Source organism: Mycolicibacterium pallens, assembly GCF_019456675.1.
In the GTDB taxonomy this organism is placed as follows: Bacteria; Actinomycetota; Actinomycetes; order Mycobacteriales; family Mycobacteriaceae; genus Mycobacterium; species Mycobacterium crocinum.
The window spans coordinates 4,868,818-4,885,028 of sequence record NZ_CP080333.1; the positions used below are offsets into that span (position 1 = coordinate 4,868,818).

The 16,211-nt window shown below is 66.8% G+C and carries 13 protein-coding genes; 3 read left to right on the top strand and 10 right to left on the bottom strand.

All coding sequences use genetic code 11. The features are described 5' to 3' along the window. Positions 1-21 precede the first annotated feature (21 nt). The 5 genes from K0O64_RS30200 to purN form a co-directional block, all read right to left on the bottom strand. Positions 22-2,016 (bottom strand): hypothetical protein, encoded by a 1,995-nt coding sequence (locus K0O64_RS30200; RefSeq protein ID WP_156909896.1) that lies wholly within the window; start codon positions 2,014-2,016, stop codon positions 22-24. A 375-nt stretch (positions 2,017-2,391) separates the two neighbouring features. After that, on the bottom strand, positions 2,392-4,380 hold the full coding sequence (locus K0O64_RS23660) for a VWA domain-containing protein (protein WP_220045789.1): 1,989 nt from the start codon (positions 4,378-4,380) through the stop codon (positions 2,392-2,394). Beyond that, positions 4,373-5,755, bottom strand: a complete 1,383-nt coding sequence (locus tag K0O64_RS23665; protein ID WP_220045790.1) for a sigma 54-interacting transcriptional regulator — start codon at positions 5,753-5,755, stop codon at positions 4,373-4,375. The genes K0O64_RS23660 and K0O64_RS23665 overlap by 8 nt, the downstream gene beginning before the upstream one ends. An 83-nt stretch (positions 5,756-5,838) precedes the next feature. Continuing rightward, positions 5,839-7,419, bottom strand: a complete 1,581-nt coding sequence (gene purH, locus K0O64_RS23670) for a bifunctional phosphoribosylaminoimidazolecarboxamide formyltransferase/IMP cyclohydrolase (RefSeq protein WP_164520129.1) — start codon at positions 7,417-7,419, stop codon at positions 5,839-5,841. Further along, positions 7,416-8,045 (bottom strand): phosphoribosylglycinamide formyltransferase, encoded by a 630-nt coding sequence (gene purN / locus K0O64_RS23675; protein WP_096312176.1) that lies wholly within the window; start codon positions 8,043-8,045, stop codon positions 7,416-7,418. The genes purH and purN overlap by 4 nt, the downstream gene beginning before the upstream one ends. A gap of 58 nt (positions 8,046-8,103) precedes the next feature. Here purN and K0O64_RS23680 point away from each other — a divergent pair, with 58 nt between their 5' ends. Continuing rightward, the gene (locus K0O64_RS23680) at positions 8,104-8,358 is read left to right on the top strand and encodes a metallothionein (protein WP_220045791.1); all 255 of its coding nucleotides are present in this window, start codon (positions 8,104-8,106) and stop codon (positions 8,356-8,358) included. Here the strand turns inward: K0O64_RS23680 and K0O64_RS23685 are convergent, their stop codons facing one another. From K0O64_RS23685 to sfnG, 3 genes are all read right to left on the bottom strand, one after another. After that, complete coding sequence (locus tag K0O64_RS23685; RefSeq protein WP_220045792.1) at positions 8,359-9,753, bottom strand: cell division protein PerM; 1,395 nt, start codon at positions 9,751-9,753, stop codon at positions 8,359-8,361. Between the two features lie 49 nt (positions 9,754-9,802). Next, positions 9,803-10,612, bottom strand: coding sequence for a DUF5336 domain-containing protein (locus tag K0O64_RS23690; protein WP_220045793.1), 810 nt, complete (start codon positions 10,610-10,612; stop codon positions 9,803-9,805). Positions 10,613-10,779: 167 nt separating this feature from the next. Continuing rightward, complete coding sequence (gene sfnG / locus K0O64_RS23695; protein WP_220045794.1) at positions 10,780-11,910, bottom strand: dimethylsulfone monooxygenase SfnG; 1,131 nt, start codon at positions 11,908-11,910, stop codon at positions 10,780-10,782. A 119-nt stretch (positions 11,911-12,029) separates the two neighbouring features. On the opposite strand from sfnG, the gene K0O64_RS23700 reads away from it, so the two are divergent. Both K0O64_RS23700 and K0O64_RS23705 read left to right on the top strand, forming a co-directional pair. Next, positions 12,030-12,881, top strand: a complete 852-nt coding sequence (locus K0O64_RS23700; protein ID WP_220045795.1) for an LLM class F420-dependent oxidoreductase — start codon at positions 12,030-12,032, stop codon at positions 12,879-12,881. Positions 12,882-12,904: 23 nt separating this feature from the next. Continuing rightward, positions 12,905-13,666: a class I SAM-dependent methyltransferase gene (locus K0O64_RS23705; RefSeq protein ID WP_220045796.1), complete on the top strand. Its 762-nt coding sequence runs from the start codon at positions 12,905-12,907 to the stop codon at positions 13,664-13,666. A 6-nt stretch (positions 13,667-13,672) separates the two neighbouring features. Here K0O64_RS23705 and K0O64_RS23710 read toward each other — a convergent pair whose 3' ends face one another. Then, complete coding sequence (locus K0O64_RS23710; RefSeq protein ID WP_220045797.1) at positions 13,673-15,205, bottom strand: acetyl-CoA acetyltransferase; 1,533 nt, start codon at positions 15,203-15,205, stop codon at positions 13,673-13,675. A 104-nt stretch (positions 15,206-15,309) separates the two neighbouring features. Then, complete coding sequence (gene sucD, locus K0O64_RS23715) at positions 15,310-16,203, bottom strand: succinate--CoA ligase subunit alpha (protein WP_220045798.1); 894 nt, start codon at positions 16,201-16,203, stop codon at positions 15,310-15,312. Positions 16,204-16,211 lie beyond the last annotated feature (8 nt).

Genomic DNA, 16,211 nt, shown 5'->3' on the forward strand with positions numbered 1-16,211 from the left:
CCGAAGTCTTGGTGCAGGTATTCAGTCGCTCGCGCGGTGTGCGCCCACCTTCTTGGCCGGGCCATCCGAGGCGGTCTTGGCGGCACCCGACTTGGACGCTGCGGTAGAAGCGGCGCTGCTCGCAGGCGGGGTGGGAGTTCCGTCGGCGCCGGCAGTGCCGGAAGCGCCGCCGAACCCACCCGATCCGGCACCTCCGCCGTAGCCGCCGACCGGGTTCGGCGACGACGACGTGCCAGCTTTGCCGCCACCGGTTGCATTGCCGCCTTTCGCGCCGTTGCCACCCTTGGCGCCAAAGACTCCGCTGCCGCCATAGCCGCCATCGCCACCGACATTGACGCCGGTTGTGCTGTTACCCGGCTTGGTGCTGTTTCCGCCCGCACCGCCGCTGCCCGCTGTCCCGGTCACGACGCCGCCGCCGTCGCCACCGTAGGCCCCAGCGGCATCACCGTCCTCGGCCGAGCCATTGCCGCCGGGGCCGCCGTCACCGGCCGTGCCCGCCGTCGTGCTGCCACCGTTTCCGCCCGGCCCGGCGAAACCGGCTGCCTTGCCGTGACCGACACCGTCACCGCCGGTGCCGCCCTTGCCGGCATTGCCGAAGATGGCGTTGCCGCCACCGCCGCCGAATCCACCGTTAGCCTCAGCCGTGGGGTCTGTGCTGGTGGCGTCGGCTTTCCCGCCATTGCCACCGGCGCCGCCGGTCCCGAAGATGCCGGCGCCGCCGCCCCAACCGCCGTCTCCGCCGGTTGCGCTGCCGTCGACGCTGGTGATCTTGCCGCCGTCGCCGCCCTTGCCACCATTGCCGTAGAAGAGACCACCGCCGCCGCCGCTCCCGCCGTTTGCGGCTGTTCCGTCGCCAGTGGCATCGGTGTCGTCGTTACCGCCGTTACCGCCGTTACCGCCGTTGCCGCCAAACAGGCCGCCCGATGCCCCATAGCCACCGCCGGTGGGGGCAGTGTAGTTGTTATTTTCGTCGATGGAGGCGTCGACGCCGTTGCCGCCGTTACCGCCGTTACCCCAGAAGAATCCGGCACTTCCACCGTGGCCGCCATTGGCGCCAGCGCCTCCGTTGCCGAATAGGATGCCGGCGTTGCCGCCATTGCAGGCCGTACCGGTGCAGTCGGCAGGCGCATTCGCGCCATTGCCAATGAAGAAACCGATGAAGGACTGAACGGGGTTTCCGGTCGCGTTCGCAGCCGGGAGCTTGAACAGCATGGCCGTAGCGCTCGGGCTGCTGCTGGCGGTGACCGCTGCGACGCTGGTCGCCGCCGCGCTGGTCGCTGCCGCGGCATGCGTCACGCCACCGTTGATGGAGGTATTGATGTATGCGGCAATCGCCGATAGACCGGGCGTGCCGTAGCTATATCCGGTCCCGGTAGTGGAGTTGTAGTCCGGCGTTTGCCCGTTGAAGTAGAGGCTGGCGAGCGTTCCGCCGCCCAATTGAACCGGGCCAACGTTAAAGGTGGGGAGCAGCGAGGCCGCGCCGACGATGGTGCTATTGATCACCGCCGGAAGGTTCTGCAATGTATAGACAAGCGACGCGGGTCCAGATCCCAGGTACTCGTCCGCACCTACCAGCAACACGGCCGCCAACCCGCTGTAAGACGGATTTCCCGTGTTTTGGAAGTACGGATCCTGACTCGCTGCCGGGATCTCAAAGTAGTAGTTGTCGAGGTTTCCGGGCACCAGGTTGTCGACCAAATAGTAGAGGGCGCCGGGTGCACCCGACACATACACGCCATTGACGTTGGGGAAGTACGGATCGGGGTTGCCGTTGAAGGAGCTGCTGCCGACGAACCCGCCGTAACCATTCCAGTAGACGTAGTTGAGTGTCGCGAGGTTGATGTCGGAAATGGCGGTCAGCTCGTACTTGGCGGTAGACAGCTTGAGCGGGGTCGGCGCGGCGCTCGAGATGGCGGTGTCGTGCGCCGGTAGCGCGGCCGGCGAAGCAGCGACGATCGCCGCCGCAGAAGCCAACGCTGCGCCCGTCATCATGAAGGGCCGAGTTCGAGACGCCATTGCTAGTTCCCCTTGCTAGTGCTGGTTCGCCCAGGTCGTGACGAACTCGTTGCTTTGCTGATACGAATCTTAGAAGATCCTGATAGATACTAAGGGGCTGTTTGCCCCTCGGCAAGCGATACCAAGGAATTTAGGGACTTAAGTACTTCTCTTTTTGCACACCAATCACGCAGGACGGACCGGCGTGGGTAGCTTATTGACGGTTGAGAAACGTCCGGGTTACTGACGTGTTGCACGTGTTCGCCAGGGTGTTGAGCCAGCGAACGTTGACGTCAATAACAATCTGGTTTGCCGAGCCGTTTGCTACCCGCACCCGTCGACAGCCCACCGAATATGCCATGCTCCGGTTTGCTGAGCACCTGAGAACTTCTCAGGTTAGCGCCGCCGCCGGCGCGACCGGAGATAGTCGCCGACGACTGCTGCGCCCAGTCCGTCGAGGTCCGGGACGACGACTCGCCCCTCCACTCGGCGGGCGACCTGGTCGATGAATCGACCCAGCCCCGGGTCGTTGCCCAGCCTGAAGATGGTGACCTGCGCGCCGAGTCGCGCGACCTCGTCGAAGCCGCGCACGGTGTGTGCGATCGTCCGCGGATGGGGCGGGTAGTCGAAAAAGACCGACGAACCCTGACCGTCCCAATCCTCCAGATGTGCCGTGGGCTCGCCGTCGGTGACGACCAGCACCACCGGTTGGGCGTTAGGGTGACGGCGCAGATGCCGCACGGCCAATGCCAGCGCATGGTGCAGGTTGGTGCCCTGCTCATACACGCCCTCGAGTCCGGCCAGTTCCGCCGGGGTGACGGTTCGCGCGTAGCGGCCGAACGCAATGATCTGCAGCGCATCGGATCGGAATCTCGTACTCACCAGATGGTTGAGCGCCAGCGCCGTCTGCTTCATCGGCACCCACCGGTTCTCCATCACCATCGAGAACGAGGTGTCGACCAGCAGCGCCACCGCTGCCTGGGTGCGGGTCTCGGTCTCCGATACCTCCACGTCGTCGACGCTGATCCGCAGCGGACCGTCGGTGTCCGTACCGGCCCGCCGCAGCACCGCGTTGGTCAGCGTGCGGGTGACGTTCCACGGCTCGGTGTCGCCGAATGCCCACGGGCGGGTGGCGCCGGTCAGTTCACCGGCCGCGCCGGCACGACGGGTGTCCCGCTCCCCGTGTCGGCCCGAAAGCTGTTGAGCGACATCCCGAAGCGCGGCCTGCCCGAGTTGCCGCATCGCCTTCGGCGACAACCGCCACTGCCCGTCGGAGCCGCGGTCCAGGAAGCCCTGGTTCATCAGAGCCCGTTCCAATTCAGCCAGGGTCCGCGCGTCGATGGCGGCCTGATCGCCGAGTTGACGGGCCAGTGCGTCGAGGTCGACGTCGTCCATGCTGGCGCCCGAGTAGCTCTGCGACAGCTGCTCGGCGAGCTGGTCGAGCTCGGCGATGTCGGCCATCGCCTGCGCTCCCTCCCCCATGCCGAGGGGGTTGTCGCCGGAGAACTCCGACGAACCGTTCCAGTCCTCCCCCGGCCGGGCCGCCTGCAGATGCGAGTCGAGCCGGTTGAGCGCGTTCATCAGCTGCGGTGAGCCGAACGCCTGCTGCGCCAACGCATCCAGCTCGGCCCTCTGGTCGGGGGTCAGGCTGTTGCGAAACCGCTGCGCGGCCGCGGCCCGCTGGGCCAGCGAGTCCAGCAATTCCTCGACGTTCTTCGGATTCTCCGGGAAGTACTGGCCATGCTTGCGCATGAAGTCCTGGAAATCTTGCGCGCTGTCCTCGCCGCGAGAGTGCTTGTCCAGCAAGTCGTTCAGATCGTCGAGCATCTCGTTGACGGCTTGCCGGTCTTCATCGGTGGCGTTTTCGAGCGCCTGCTTCATGCCGGCGAACCGCTGATCGAGCATCTCCCGGCCGAGCAGATCCTTGATCTGCTCGTACTTCTGGCGCGCCTCGGGGCTGCGCCAGTTGTAGTCCGACAGCTCTTGCACAGCCTTGGCCGGCGAGGGCGACAGCGACTCGATCTGCAGCTCGGCGAATCGGGCGTCGTCGTCGAGCGCGCGCGCCAGTTCCTTGCGCTCGGCGAGCACCGCCTCGTCCAGCAGCTGCTTGATCTCCTGCAGAGTGCCGTCAAGGTTGTTGCGGCTCAACAGCTCTCGACGCCGTCGATTCACCTCGGCCGCGAGCCGGTCGGCGCCCTTGGTGTTCTTCGTTCCGCGCCGCAGTAGTTCGGACAGCGCCCGCCGTGGCGAGGTGCCCTCCATGACGTCCTGCCCGATCTGCTCGAGCGCGTCGCGCAGATCCACCGGCGGGGCAAGCGGATCGGGGCCCCCGGTGTACGCCGAGTACCGGGAGTCGTGGGCGTGTCCCCGATCGGGTTTAGCCATAGACGGTTTCGCCTTCTCCTGTCACCTTGTCGATGCGCTTGGCCAGATACAGGGCCTCCAGAGCCAATTCGAGTGCGGCAGCACGCTCCCCTTCGGTGTCGGCCTCGAGCCGCTTGGCGATCGCGTCGATCACCGGCAGGTCGGGCAGCGCGGCCAGCATGTCCTTGGCCGCCACCTGCTCACCGGTCGTCACCGCCGAGCCGCCCTCGACGGCCGCCACCAGCGGGCCGACGTCGATACCACCGAGCACCCGTTGGGCGGTGTCGGCGGTCGCGCGGCGCAGCAGATGCTCGAGCACCGCCTGCTCACGGCCCTCCTCGCCGGACTCGAATTCGAGCTTGCCACGCAGCACGTCGATGATCGTGCCTAGGTCGACCACCCGGGCCACCGGCTCGTCCTCGCCGAGGATCGCGCCGCGGTGGCGCGCAGAGGCGGCGACGGTCTCGGCGGCGGCGATCGCGAACCGCGCCGACACACCTGAACGCTGGTCGATGGAAGTGGACTCCCGCAGATAGCGCGCGAACCGGGCAATGATTTGCATCAGATAGGTCGGAACCTGCGCCGACAGATGCGCTTCCTGGGCGATCACGCCGACCTCGGCGTCGAGCTCGCGCGGGTAGTGCGTGCGGATCTCGGCACCGAAGCGGTCCTTGAGCGGGGTGATGATGCGCCCGCGGTTGGTGTAGTCCTCGGGGTTGGCGCTGGCGACCACCAACACGTCCAGCGGCAGCCGCAGCGTATAGCCACGAACCTGGATGTCGCGCTCCTCCATGACGTTGAGCATCGAGACCTGAATGCGTTCGGCCAGGTCCGGCAGCTCGTTGACCGCGACGATGCCGCGATGCGCCCGCGGGATCAGGCCGTAGGCAATCGTCTCCGGGTCACCGAGGCTGCGCCCCTCGGCGACCTTGATCGGGTCGATGTCACCGACCAGGTCGGCCACGCTGGTGTCGGGCGTCGCGAGCTTCTCGAAGTAGCGCTCGCTGCGGTGGCGCCATTCGATCGGCAGGTCGTCGCCGGAGTCGGATGCCCGCCGAATCGATTCCGGCGTGATCGGGGTGTAGGGGTGCTCACCTAGTTCGGATCCGGCGATCACCGGCGTCCACTCGTCGAGCAGGTTTTGCAATGAACGCAGCAGGCGGGTCTTGCCCTGCCCCCGCTCGCCAAGCAGAACGAAGTCGTGTCCCGCGATCAACGCCCGTTCCAGCTGCGGCAAAACGGTGTCTTCGAAGCCGAAAATGCCAGGCCAGACGTCATCACCTTCGGCCAGCGCGGTCAGCAGGTTCTCCCGGATCTCCTGCTTGACGCTGCGCTCGCGATGCCCGGTTGCGCGCAGTTCGCCAAGAGTGCGGGGGAAGTTGTCAGGTGAAGTCACCTCTCCACGCTACGACTGCCACGCCGAGGAGGCATTACGCGGTCAGCGCAAAGTCACATATGGGTCATCTGGAATACCCGCGGTCAGTGCGCGAAGTGGCGGGCTCCGGTGAGATACAGCGTGATCCCGGCCTTGGCCGCCGCCTCGGTGACGAGCTCGTCGCGCATCGATCCGCCGGGGTGCACGACGGCCTTCACACCGGCCGCCGTCAACGTCTCCAGCCCGTCCGGGAACGGGAAGAACGCGTCGCTGGCCGCGACCGCCCCGCGAACCCGTTCGCCGCCGCGCTCCACCGCGAGCCGGGCCGCGTCGACGCGGTTGACCTGGCCCATGCCGACACCGACGGTGGCCCCGTCGGCGGCCACCACGATCGCGTTGGATTTCACCGCGCGACAGGTGCGCCAGGCGAACTGCAGATCGGCCAGCGTCGCCGCGTCCGCTGCGGTGCCGGTCGCCAGCGTCCAGTTGGCCGGGTCGTCGCCGGGCGCGTCCAGGGCGTCGCGTTCCTGGATCAACAAGCCACCACTGATCTGGCGCAGCTCAGCCCCGCCGACCGGCGGCTCCGAGGCAACGAGCACGCGAATGTTCTTCTTGCGGGCCAAGATCTCCACCGCACCGGGCTCGTACGCCGGCGCGATGATCACCTCGGTGAAGATCTCCGAGACGAATTCGGCCATCTCGACGCTGACCGCGGTGTTGGCCGCGATGACGCCGCCGAACGCACTAAGCGGATCGCATTCGTGCGCCTTGCGATGCGCATCGGCCACTGACACCGACGAGATCGCGATACCGCACGGGTTGGCGTGCTTGATGATGGCCACGCAGATCTGCTCGTGGTCGAACGCCGCGCGCCAGGCCGCATCGGCGTCGGTGAAGTTGTTGTAGGACATCTCTTTTCCGTGCAGCTGCTCGGCTTGAGCCAAACCCGGCCAGCCGGCGTCGTCGCTGTAGAGCGCGGCCTGCTGGTGCGGGTTCTCGCCGTAGCGCAGCTGCGAGGTGCGTCGCCAGGTGCGGCCGAACCACGGGGGCAGGAACTCCGGCGCGTCGCCCTGCTCGGGCGCCAGCTCCGATCCCATCCAACTGGCGACGGCCACGTCGTACTCGGCGGTGTGCCGAAATGCCAACGCCGCCAGCTTCTGTCGCTCGGCGAGAGTGAAGCCGCCGCTGCGGACCGCGGCCAGCACACCGTCGTAACCGAGCGGGTCGACGACGACGGCCACGCTGGGATGGTTCTTGGCCGACGCGCGCACCATCGAGGGACCGCCGATGTCGATCTGCTCGACGCATTCGTCGTTATCCGCGCCGGAGGCCACGGTCTCGCTGAACGGATAGAGGTTGACCACGACGAGGTCGAACGGCTCGATCTTGAGTTCGCCGAGGGCTTTGACGTGTTCGGGCTTGCGGGTGTCGGCGAGCAGGCCGGCGTGGATGTGCGGATGCAGGGTCTTGACCCGGCCGTCGAGCACCTCGGGGAAGCCGGTGACGAATTCCACCGGGGTGACTGGAATACCCTTGTCGGCAATGATTTTCGCCGTCGACCCGGTGGAGACGATGGCCACCCCCGCCTCGTGGAGACCCTGCGCGAGCGGAATCAGGCCGCTCTTGTCGTACACGCTGATCAGCGCGCGCCGGATCGGCCTCTTGCCTTCAATCCCCGCGGTCATCCTATGGTCGCCTTTCTGCCACTCCAGGTCACGCCGCGCTGCGCCAGCGCGGCCAGCACATCCACCAACAGCCGCCGTTCGGTGACCTTGATGCGTTCGTGCAATGTGTCTTCGTCATCGTCGTCGAGGATCTCGATCGGCTCCTGGGCCAGGATCGGGCCGGTGTCCACGCCGGCGTCCACGAGGTGGACCGTGCAACCGGTGAGCTTGACCCCGTAGGCCAGGGCATCGGGTACCGCGTGCGCGCCAGGGAATGCGGGCAGCAACGCCGGGTGCGTGTTGACGACACGGCCAAGGAATCGCGAAAGGAATTCCGGCCCAAGTATTTTCATGAATCCCGCGGAAACGATCAGGTCGGGCCGGTGCGCCTCGGTGGCATCGGCGATCGCGGTGTCCCAGGCGGCTCGATCGGAATAGTCCTTCAGTCGCACGCGAAACGTCGGAATCGATGCGGCCTGGGCAACGTCGACGGCGCGGCAGTCGCGGTCCACGCCGACGGCGACGACCCGCGCGGGGTAATCGTCGACGGCGGCACTCAGCAGCGACTCCAGCAGCGATCCGGTCCCCGAGGCCAGGACGACAAGGCGTGCCGGCGCGCTCGGCGGAATGTGGATCGGATGCTGCACGGCGATGAGCCTAACCGAGGGTGTTTGTCGGTACCGGTCGCCGGGCACCCGAGGTCCCATGGCGATTTGCGACACGTGCGGAAATGATTACGACAAGGCGTTCAGCGTCACCTTCTCCGATGGGCACTCCGCCACTTTCGACAGTATCGAGTGCGCTGCCGTCGAACTGGCCCCGCAGTGTGCACACTGCGGCTGCCGGATCCTGGGGCACGGCGTGGAGACCGAGGACGCGATCTTCTGTTGCGCTCACTGCGCGCGGAAGTCGAGCAACGCCGACATCAACGACCGATACCCCGTGCCGGCCGGCGGCTAGCTAGCGGTCGCGCTCGGTCTCGATGTCGTCGTCGACGACCATCAGGTCCTCGACGTCCTCCAGGTCGGGCGCGGGCCGGACGGGCTTCGGCGGCGGCGCCGGCTCGGGTTCCTCTTCGGGCTCGGGCTCGGGCTCGGGCACGGGTTCGACGTCGGATTCGGCCGCCACGTCGGGGATCGGAGTGGTGAGCGCTTCGTCGTCGTCCTCGACATCCTCGTCGAACAGAGGTTCTTCGACCGGGACGACCGGCTTCACCCGCTTCGGGCGGCGCCGCACGCCACCGGTCAGCAGCACCGTCAGCGCCCCGATGACGAAGAACCACAGGAACACCGCGGGACCGAAGGTGCTCTGGTCCACGCCGACCTCGCCGAAGTTGCCCAGCTGTCCGCCACCGGCATAGCCCAAGAGGGCCATCGCGATGGCGGCCAGCAGGGACGCGACCGCGAGTTTCGCCAGCGCCGCCGGCCAGGGCAGCGGCCGGCTCGCGCATTGTTGCCCCACCGCGACGCCCGATGCGGCACCGACGATCAGCAGCGCAACCCACACCGGCCCCAGCGGTGGGGTCGGGACGGCGGCCAGGATCGGCAGCGCCGGGATGTCACCGCCGAACACCGTGAACGAACTGAACGTCGCGAACCCGATGTGCGCACTGGAGCCGACCGCCATCGCTGACGTCCCGACGATCACGTTCGGCACGTACAGCGCGGACAGCAACGTCAGGCTGAGCTGCCCGAACAGCGAATCGGTGACCGCGTATAGCTCGTGCATGGTGCCCCAGTGCACGACCAGCGACACCGCGGTGACCGCACCCGACAATCCCAGCAGGGCCAGCAGGCCCGCGGTCGCGGCCCGGACGGTGTCGCCCAGCCACAGCGGCAGCCGCAGAGCCTGCAGCGTCCGCCACCCAATCTGGGAACCGACGCCGATCACCGCGCCGATGGCGTGCACCACCAACACTGAAGAGAACGCACGCAGCGCGTTGGGCGTCTGCAGCTCGGTGATCACCGACGAGGCGTCGTGGATGACGGCCAGCGCGATCGCGGCGAACAGCAGCGGGCCGCCGATCGCCGAGGCGATGATCCAGCGGGCCACGAACCAGGAGGCGCGCGGCGAGGTCGCCCGGGCGGTAGTACGTGCCGTCCCCCACACCATCAGCAGCACCGGCAGCAGCGGCAGCACCGCCAGCTGGTGGCCGGCGATCGAGATCGGCACCTGGTGCACGGCCAGCCACATGCTGGCGATGGCGCCCAGGGTGCCGGTCATGTCGCTATTGGCGATGACGAGCTGCAGCAGCGTCACCGCGGCGATCACAACCAGTGCGACCAACGACGGGCCGAACGCAACCCGGACCAGGTCACGCGCTTGACGCGCACCGACTGGCCGCTTGTCCTCCATCCGTGTCACTCGACGCGCCGGTCAGGCGTGGTGCGCGAAGAGCGCCCGGTTAGGACGGGTTCTGGCCCGACGGCGACGATGACGGCGCCTGGGGCTGCTGCTGTTCCGGCTGTGCGGGCTGCTGGCCCGAGCCGCTGGACGGCGGCGGGCTGAAGCTGGGGAACCCGGTGGGAGGGGTGGGCGGACCGCTCTGGGCACCGCCGAAACCACCGGTCGACGCGCCGGATCCGTAGCCGCCGTACTGCGACGGGTAATTCGGCCGCGGCGGAAGTCCCTGCGGCGGGCCCTGCTGCGGACCGGGCTGGCCGTAGTAGCCACCGGGAGGCGGACCGTACTGACCGAACTGCTCGTAGCGCGGCCGCGGCGCCGGGGCGGTGATGATGCCGGCTTCCAGCAGCAGTGCCGCCACCGCGGCGATCGCCTGCAACAGGGTGAAGGCGAGCAGCAGCCACAGTCCCCAGCCGACCGAGAAACCGGTCGGCTTGCTGATGACCTGGGCGATCGCCATCAACACCGCGATCACCGATGCCGTGGCGATCACACCGCCGTAGTCCCTGGCCTTCGGCAGCAGGGCGGCCGCCGCAAGCAGCGCGGCCACGAGCGTGGCGACCACCGGGTAGCCGCCGCCACCGCCGGTGAGTTCGGCGCCACCGAACGGGCCGAGGTCGGCCTTGACGGTCAGGATCGGTCCGAAACTGGCCAGGTAAGCGGCCAGGCCCAGCACGATGACGGCGATGTTCAGGTAATGCGGCAGCTTGCTCGGCCCAGCCTCAGTCGGCGCGAACGACTGCGTGGGCGCGCCATAGGGACCGGTCGGCTGCGATGGTTGATAGCCCGGATTGGTGGGCGGGTAAGTCATGGCCTCTCCTTCAGCCTTGTCACGCCGCGCATCCCCCGCGGCGCTGCGTCGGTTGTGGCTCGCGAACGGACCCGCAGGTCCGATTCGCACACCACGCTATCGCACAGCGCCACGCCCGCCACGACCATCGGCGTGTCACACAGGCAGTTGGTAACCGCCCTCGCCGGCTAGGCGGAGGCCTGAAGTGGTACCGAAATCGAATCGCTTTCGGCTGCCTCAATTTCACGCACCAGGGGCAGCACCCGGGCACCGAAGTATTCGATCTCCTCCTGGAAGTGCAGGAAGCCGCCGAGGATGAGGTCCACCCCGCGCTTGCGGTACGCGGCGATGCGTTCGGCGATCTGCTCGGGTGTTCCGATCAGCTGGGTGCGGAAGCCATCGTTGTACTGGACGAGGTCGTCGAACGACGAGTCGGCCCACATACCGCGTTTGTCGCCGGTCGAGTTGCCGGCCTGCTGCACGGCCGCGTGGAATCCCTCGACCGCGGGCTTGTTGGCCTTGGCGATGATCTCTCTGAGCACCTCTTTTGCTTCTCTCTCGGTGTCGCGAGCAATGATGAAGCCGTTGAGCCCGAAGTTGACCTCACGGTTGGCGTCGCGGGCATGGTCACGAACCTCGACGAGTTGCTCGGTGACACCGTCGAAGTCCTTGCCGTTGGAGAAGTACCAATCGGCGTAGTAACCGCCGTTGCGCCGCGCAGCAGTAGAGTTACCGCCCTGGAAGATCTCGGGGTTGGGCCGCTCGGAGGTGTTGAGCGGTTTGGGCTTCAGGGTGAAGTCGTGGATGCGGTAGAAGTCGCCGCGAAAGTCCACATTGTCCTCGGTCCAGATCTTGCGCAGCACCTGCAGGAATTCGGCGGTGCGGCGGTAGCGCTCGTCGTGCTCGAGCCAGGGCTCGCCGAGGTGGGTGAATTCGTCCTTGAACCAACCGGAGACCACGTTGACGGCGAAGCGGCCGCCGGAGAGCTGGTCGGCCGTCGCGCCGAGTTTGGCCAGCACACCCGGCTGCCACAGACCGGGGTGGACGGCGGCGATGAGTTTGAGCCGCTGAGTGGCCAGCAACAGTGCCAGCGAGAAGCTGGTGGATTCATGCTGGAATTCAGCTCCGTAGCTGGCCTCGTAGCGGACCTGCGACAGCGCGTATTCGAAGCCGTTGTTCTCGGCGGTCTGCGCGAGCTTGACGTTGTAGTCGTAATTCCAGTCGGTACGTTGCTCGATGGTGCTGGTGACAAGGCCACCACTGACGTTGGGAACCCAGTAGGCGAATTTCACATGGTCGGCGATGCGTTCGGTCGTCATGGTTCGCATCGTGGTGATTGGGTCGGGCCGGGTCACCCCTTTAACTCGCCGAGAGTGCAGATGTCGCCTACTGGGACGGCGCCTTGCTCGCGGGTAGGTGAAAAGTTCTAATGCAGCCCATGGATTACGGGCTCGTTCTGTTCACCAGTGACCGCGGTATCGCTCCGGCCGCGGCGGCCAAGCTCGCCGACGACCACGGCTTCACGACCTTCTACGTGCCCGAGCACACCCACATCCCGGTCAGGCGGGAAGCCGCGCACCCCACCACCGGTGACGAGTCGCTGCCAGACGACCGCTACATGCGCACCCTCGACCCATGGGTGAGCCTGGGCACCGCGTGCGCGGTGACCTCGAAGGTGCGGCTGTCCACCGCAGTCGCCCTGCCGGTCGAGCACGACTGCATCACGCTGGCGAAATCGATTGCCACCCTTGATCATCTGTCCGGCGGGCGGGTGAGCCTCGGAGTCGGCTTCGGCTGGAACACCGATGAACTGATGGACCACAACGTTCCGCCGGGCCGCCGCCGCACGATGTTGCGTGAATACATCGAGGCCATGCGCGAGCTCTGGACCAAGGAAGAAGCCGAATACGACGGCGAGTTCGTCAAATTCGGCCCCAGCTGGGCGTGGCCCAAGCCGGTTCAGTCGCACATCCCGGTGCTCGTCGGCGCGGCAGGCACCGAGAAGAACTTCAAGTGGATCGCGCGTAGCGCCGACGGCTGGATCACCACCCCGCGCGACTTCGATATCGACGAGCCGGTGAAGCTGCTGCAAGACACCTGGGCGGCTGCCGGTCGCGACGGTGCCCCACAGATCGTGGCGCTCGACTTCAAGCCGGTGCCCGAGAAGTTGGCGCATTGGAAGGACATTGGCGTCACCGAGGTGCTGTTCGGTCTGCCGGACAAGCCGGAGGACGAGGTCGCCGCCTATGTGGAGCGATTGGCCGGCAAGCTCGCGGCCATGAACCTCTAAGGTACGGCGGGCATGCTGGAGGCGTGCCCGATCCGAAGCCCGTACACACCGACCGGCGCCGCGCCCAAGCCTTCGGCGCTGTCGCATCCGATTACGACCGTCATCGACCGAAGTATCCGGCCGCGCTCATCGCCCGGATCACCTCTGGCCGGAATCTTCACGTGCTCGACGTCGGCGCCGGAACGGGAATCTCGTCGGCACAATTGACCGACGCCGGCGCCCGGGTGCTGGCGATCGAGCCCGACGATCGGATGGCCGATATCTGTGTGTCCAAGGGAATTGCTGTAGAGCGCAGCCTTTTCGAAGAGTGGGATCCCGCCGGACGCAGGTACGACGCGGTGGTGTTCGGCCAGTCGTTCCACTGGGTACAACCCGGGCCCGCGCTGGCGAAGATCGCTCAGCTGCTGGTCGAGGGTGGTCGGCTGGTGTTGATGTGGAACCGCGTTTTTCCGGTCAGGCCGAGTCACGCAGACCTCGCTGAGGTTTACGTTGACTATCCGACGGCGGCGCCGTCGACACCGATCGACCCCGCCGCGGAGGCGGCGGTGATCGCAGAGATCGAGAGCCACGGGTTTGCCGTCGAGCGGGTCGAATTCGACGAGGATCTGCACTACACCAGCACGGAGTGGCTGGGCATGGTGTCGACCCACTCGAACCATCTGATTCTGGAAGCTTCGCAGCGCGACCAACTGATGACCCGACTGGCCGCTTTCATCGGCCCGGCGGGAGTTGCCGCACGAAACAGTGCGCTAGCCCTCTTCTGCACGAAAGATGGAGCAGGGTAACGGCTCTCAGGCGAGAACCGCGCGATTCTTGCCGTCCTCGCCGGCGGTGACGGTGATCGCGGCGCCCAGTGGGTCGCCGTCGCTCATCAACGCCACCAGAGCCTCATCGGTGCTGATCGCCATGAAGCGGCTGCCGTCGGCGTCGAGTCGGCCGATGATGATGCCGGTGCGCTCGGGCCAGTCGTAGCGCACCGAGTAGGTCTCGATCACGCCGGCGCCGTTGGCGTTGCGGGTGACCGGCACTTTCGGCAGCGCGGCGATGTCCGCCTGCAGTTCCTTGCTGCGATCGGGTGTCCAGTCGACCGGCGTGGTCGAATAGACACCGACCGAGTACTTGCTCATGATCCCACCGTTGGCACCCACCAGGCCGAAAGCACCTGGCTTGTCACGCATTGCCGCGACGGTCTCGGCGATCCCGTGCAACGAGTAGCTGTTGCCGGGCCCACCGAAGTACGGCAGACCACCGGTGAGGGTCAGCCCGCGCGGGTCGTCGGCAGCCAGCCCGAAATCGTCACACACCACGAAGACGGGGAACGGAAAGCAGCTGTAGAGGTCGAAGGTGGCCACGTCGTCGATGCCGATGTCGGCGACGCGAAGCGCTTCTGCCACAGCCTGTTTCGACGAGTAGCTCACGCTGAGGTCTTCACGGTCCAGTAGATCCTGCTCGCGCTGATCGGCGTGGCCGTGCAGGTACACCCACTTCTCCTCGGGCACACCGAGTTTGCGTGCGGCAGCCACCGACATCAGAAGAGCGGCTGCGCCCTGGTTCACCGTGTCGCGGGCCACCATCAGCCGCGGGTACGGATCGCAGATCATCCGGTTGTCGGCGGTGACCGTGACCAGTTCCTCAACCGTGCGCTCGACCGGCGACGACGAGAACGGGTTCTTGGCAGCCACTTTCGAGAACGGCGCAAAAAGCTCGGCCATCTTCAGCCGGTATTCCTCGACGCTCAGGCCGAGCCGTGCGCGGCGCGCGTTGTCCAGCAGGCCGTACTGCACCGGCGCGCCGGTGAGTCCGTGGCCGGCGGTGTATTCGCTCATGTACTGCTCGAAGCCGTACCCGCGGTCGTCCAGCTGACCGCCAACGGTCTCGCTGTGGTCGGGCTTGTCGTCTTTGCCCGCGAACGTCTTCAGGGTCGAGCCGTTCTCCGAGCCGAGGATCAACGCCACCTCGATGTCACCGGCCGCAATCTCTGCGGCGAACTCCGTGACCAGCTTCTGTGAGCCGTTGCCGCCGATCGACTCGAGCACCGCGCGGGCGGGGTCCGCCCCGACCCGTTGGGCCACCGAGCGGATGTAGTTGTCCGAGCAGCCCAGCGGCGCGCTGGCGAACGGCGTGCAGATCTCGAACTGCCGCAGGCCGGCGAACACCTGGATGGCCTTGGCGACGGCGGTGACGTCGGCCCCGGTGTCGGCCAGCGCGGCACGAACCGCTTCGGTGGCCAGCTCGACCGCCGACATGCCGCGGTAGTCCGGGTCGTCGATGCGCTCGGTGAACTGGCCGACGCCGACGATGACGGGGGTACGCGAATCCACCATAGTTCGACAGGCTAACCGATTCGTCGCCGGCGTCGAAATCGACATCAGGGCTGCGATCCGGTGTGGATCACAGCCCTGACGGCGAACTCGATGGTCTAGAGACTCTAGAGAATCTCCCTGGCCAGGTTGGCGGTCTCCGACGGCGTCTTGCCGACCTTGACCCCGGCGGCCTCGAGGGCCTCCTTCTTGCCCTGCGCGGTGCCCGCGCCGTCGGACACGATCGCGCCCGCGTGGCCCATGGTCTTGCCCTCCGGCGCGGTGAACCCGGCGACGTAGCCGACGACCGGCTTGGAGACGTTGGCCTTGATGTAGGCGCCCGCCTTCTCCTCGGCGTCGCCGCCGATCTCGCCGATCATCACGATGATCTTGGTCTCGGGGTCCTTCTCGAACGCCTCGATGGCGTCGATGTGGGTGGTGCCGATGACCGGGTCGCCGCCGATGCCGATCGCGGTCGAGAAACCGAGATCGCGCAGCTCGTACATCATCTGGTAGGTCAGCGTGCCGGACTTCGACACCAGGCCGATCGGGCCCTTGCCGGTGATGTTGTTCGGCGTGATGCCGACCAGCGACTCACCGGGGGTGATGATGCCGGGGCAGTTCGGGCCGATGATGCGGGTCTTCTCGCCCTTCTCGACGTTGTAGGCCCACGCATAGGCGGTGTCCTGCACCGGGATTCCCTCGGTGATGACGACCAGAAGCGGGATCTCGGCGTCGATGGCCTCGATGATCGCGTCCTTCGAGAAGGCCGGCGGCACAAAGGCGATCGACACGTCGGCGCCGGTCTCCTTCATGGCCTCGGCCACCGAACCGAACACCGGTAAATCGACGCTTTGGCCCTCTTTGTTCAAGTGCGTGACGGTAGTACCGGCCTTGCGGGCGTTCACGCCGCCGACGACCTGGGTGCCGGCCTTGAGCATCAGCGCGGTGTGCTTGGTGCCCTCGCCACCGGTGATGCCCTGGACGATGACCTTGTTGTCCTTGTTCAGAAAGATCGACATTGGTTCAG

Bases quoted from the DNA above. Each gene is read 5' to 3' on its own strand.
- K0O64_RS23660 (WP_220045789.1), bottom strand. From the start codon at position 4,380: ATGGCTAAACCCGATCGGGGACACGCCCACGACTCCCGGTACTCGGCG.
- K0O64_RS23685 (WP_220045792.1), bottom strand. From the start codon at position 9,753: ATGGAGGACAAGCGGCCAGTCGGTGCGCGTCAAGCGCGTGACCTGGTC.
- K0O64_RS23700 (WP_220045795.1), top strand. From the start codon at position 12,030: ATGGATTACGGGCTCGTTCTGTTCACCAGTGACCGCGGTATCGCTCCG.
- sucD (WP_220045798.1), bottom strand. From the start codon at position 16,203: ATGTCGATCTTTCTGAACAAGGACAACAAGGTCATCGTCCAGGGCATC.
- purH (WP_164520129.1), bottom strand. From the start codon at position 7,419: ATGACCGCGGGGATTGAAGGCAAGAGGCCGATCCGGCGCGCGCTGATC.
- K0O64_RS23710 (WP_220045797.1), bottom strand. From the start codon at position 15,205: ATGGTGGATTCGCGTACCCCCGTCATCGTCGGCGTCGGCCAGTTCACC.
- K0O64_RS30200 (WP_156909896.1), bottom strand. From the start codon at position 2,016: ATGGCGTCTCGAACTCGGCCCTTCATGATGACGGGCGCAGCGTTGGCT.
- K0O64_RS23690 (WP_220045793.1), bottom strand. From the start codon at position 10,612: ATGACTTACCCGCCCACCAATCCGGGCTATCAACCATCGCAGCCGACC.
- K0O64_RS23680 (WP_220045791.1), top strand. From the start codon at position 8,104: ATGGCGATTTGCGACACGTGCGGAAATGATTACGACAAGGCGTTCAGC.
- sfnG (WP_220045794.1), bottom strand. From the start codon at position 11,910: ATGACGACCGAACGCATCGCCGACCATGTGAAATTCGCCTACTGGGTT.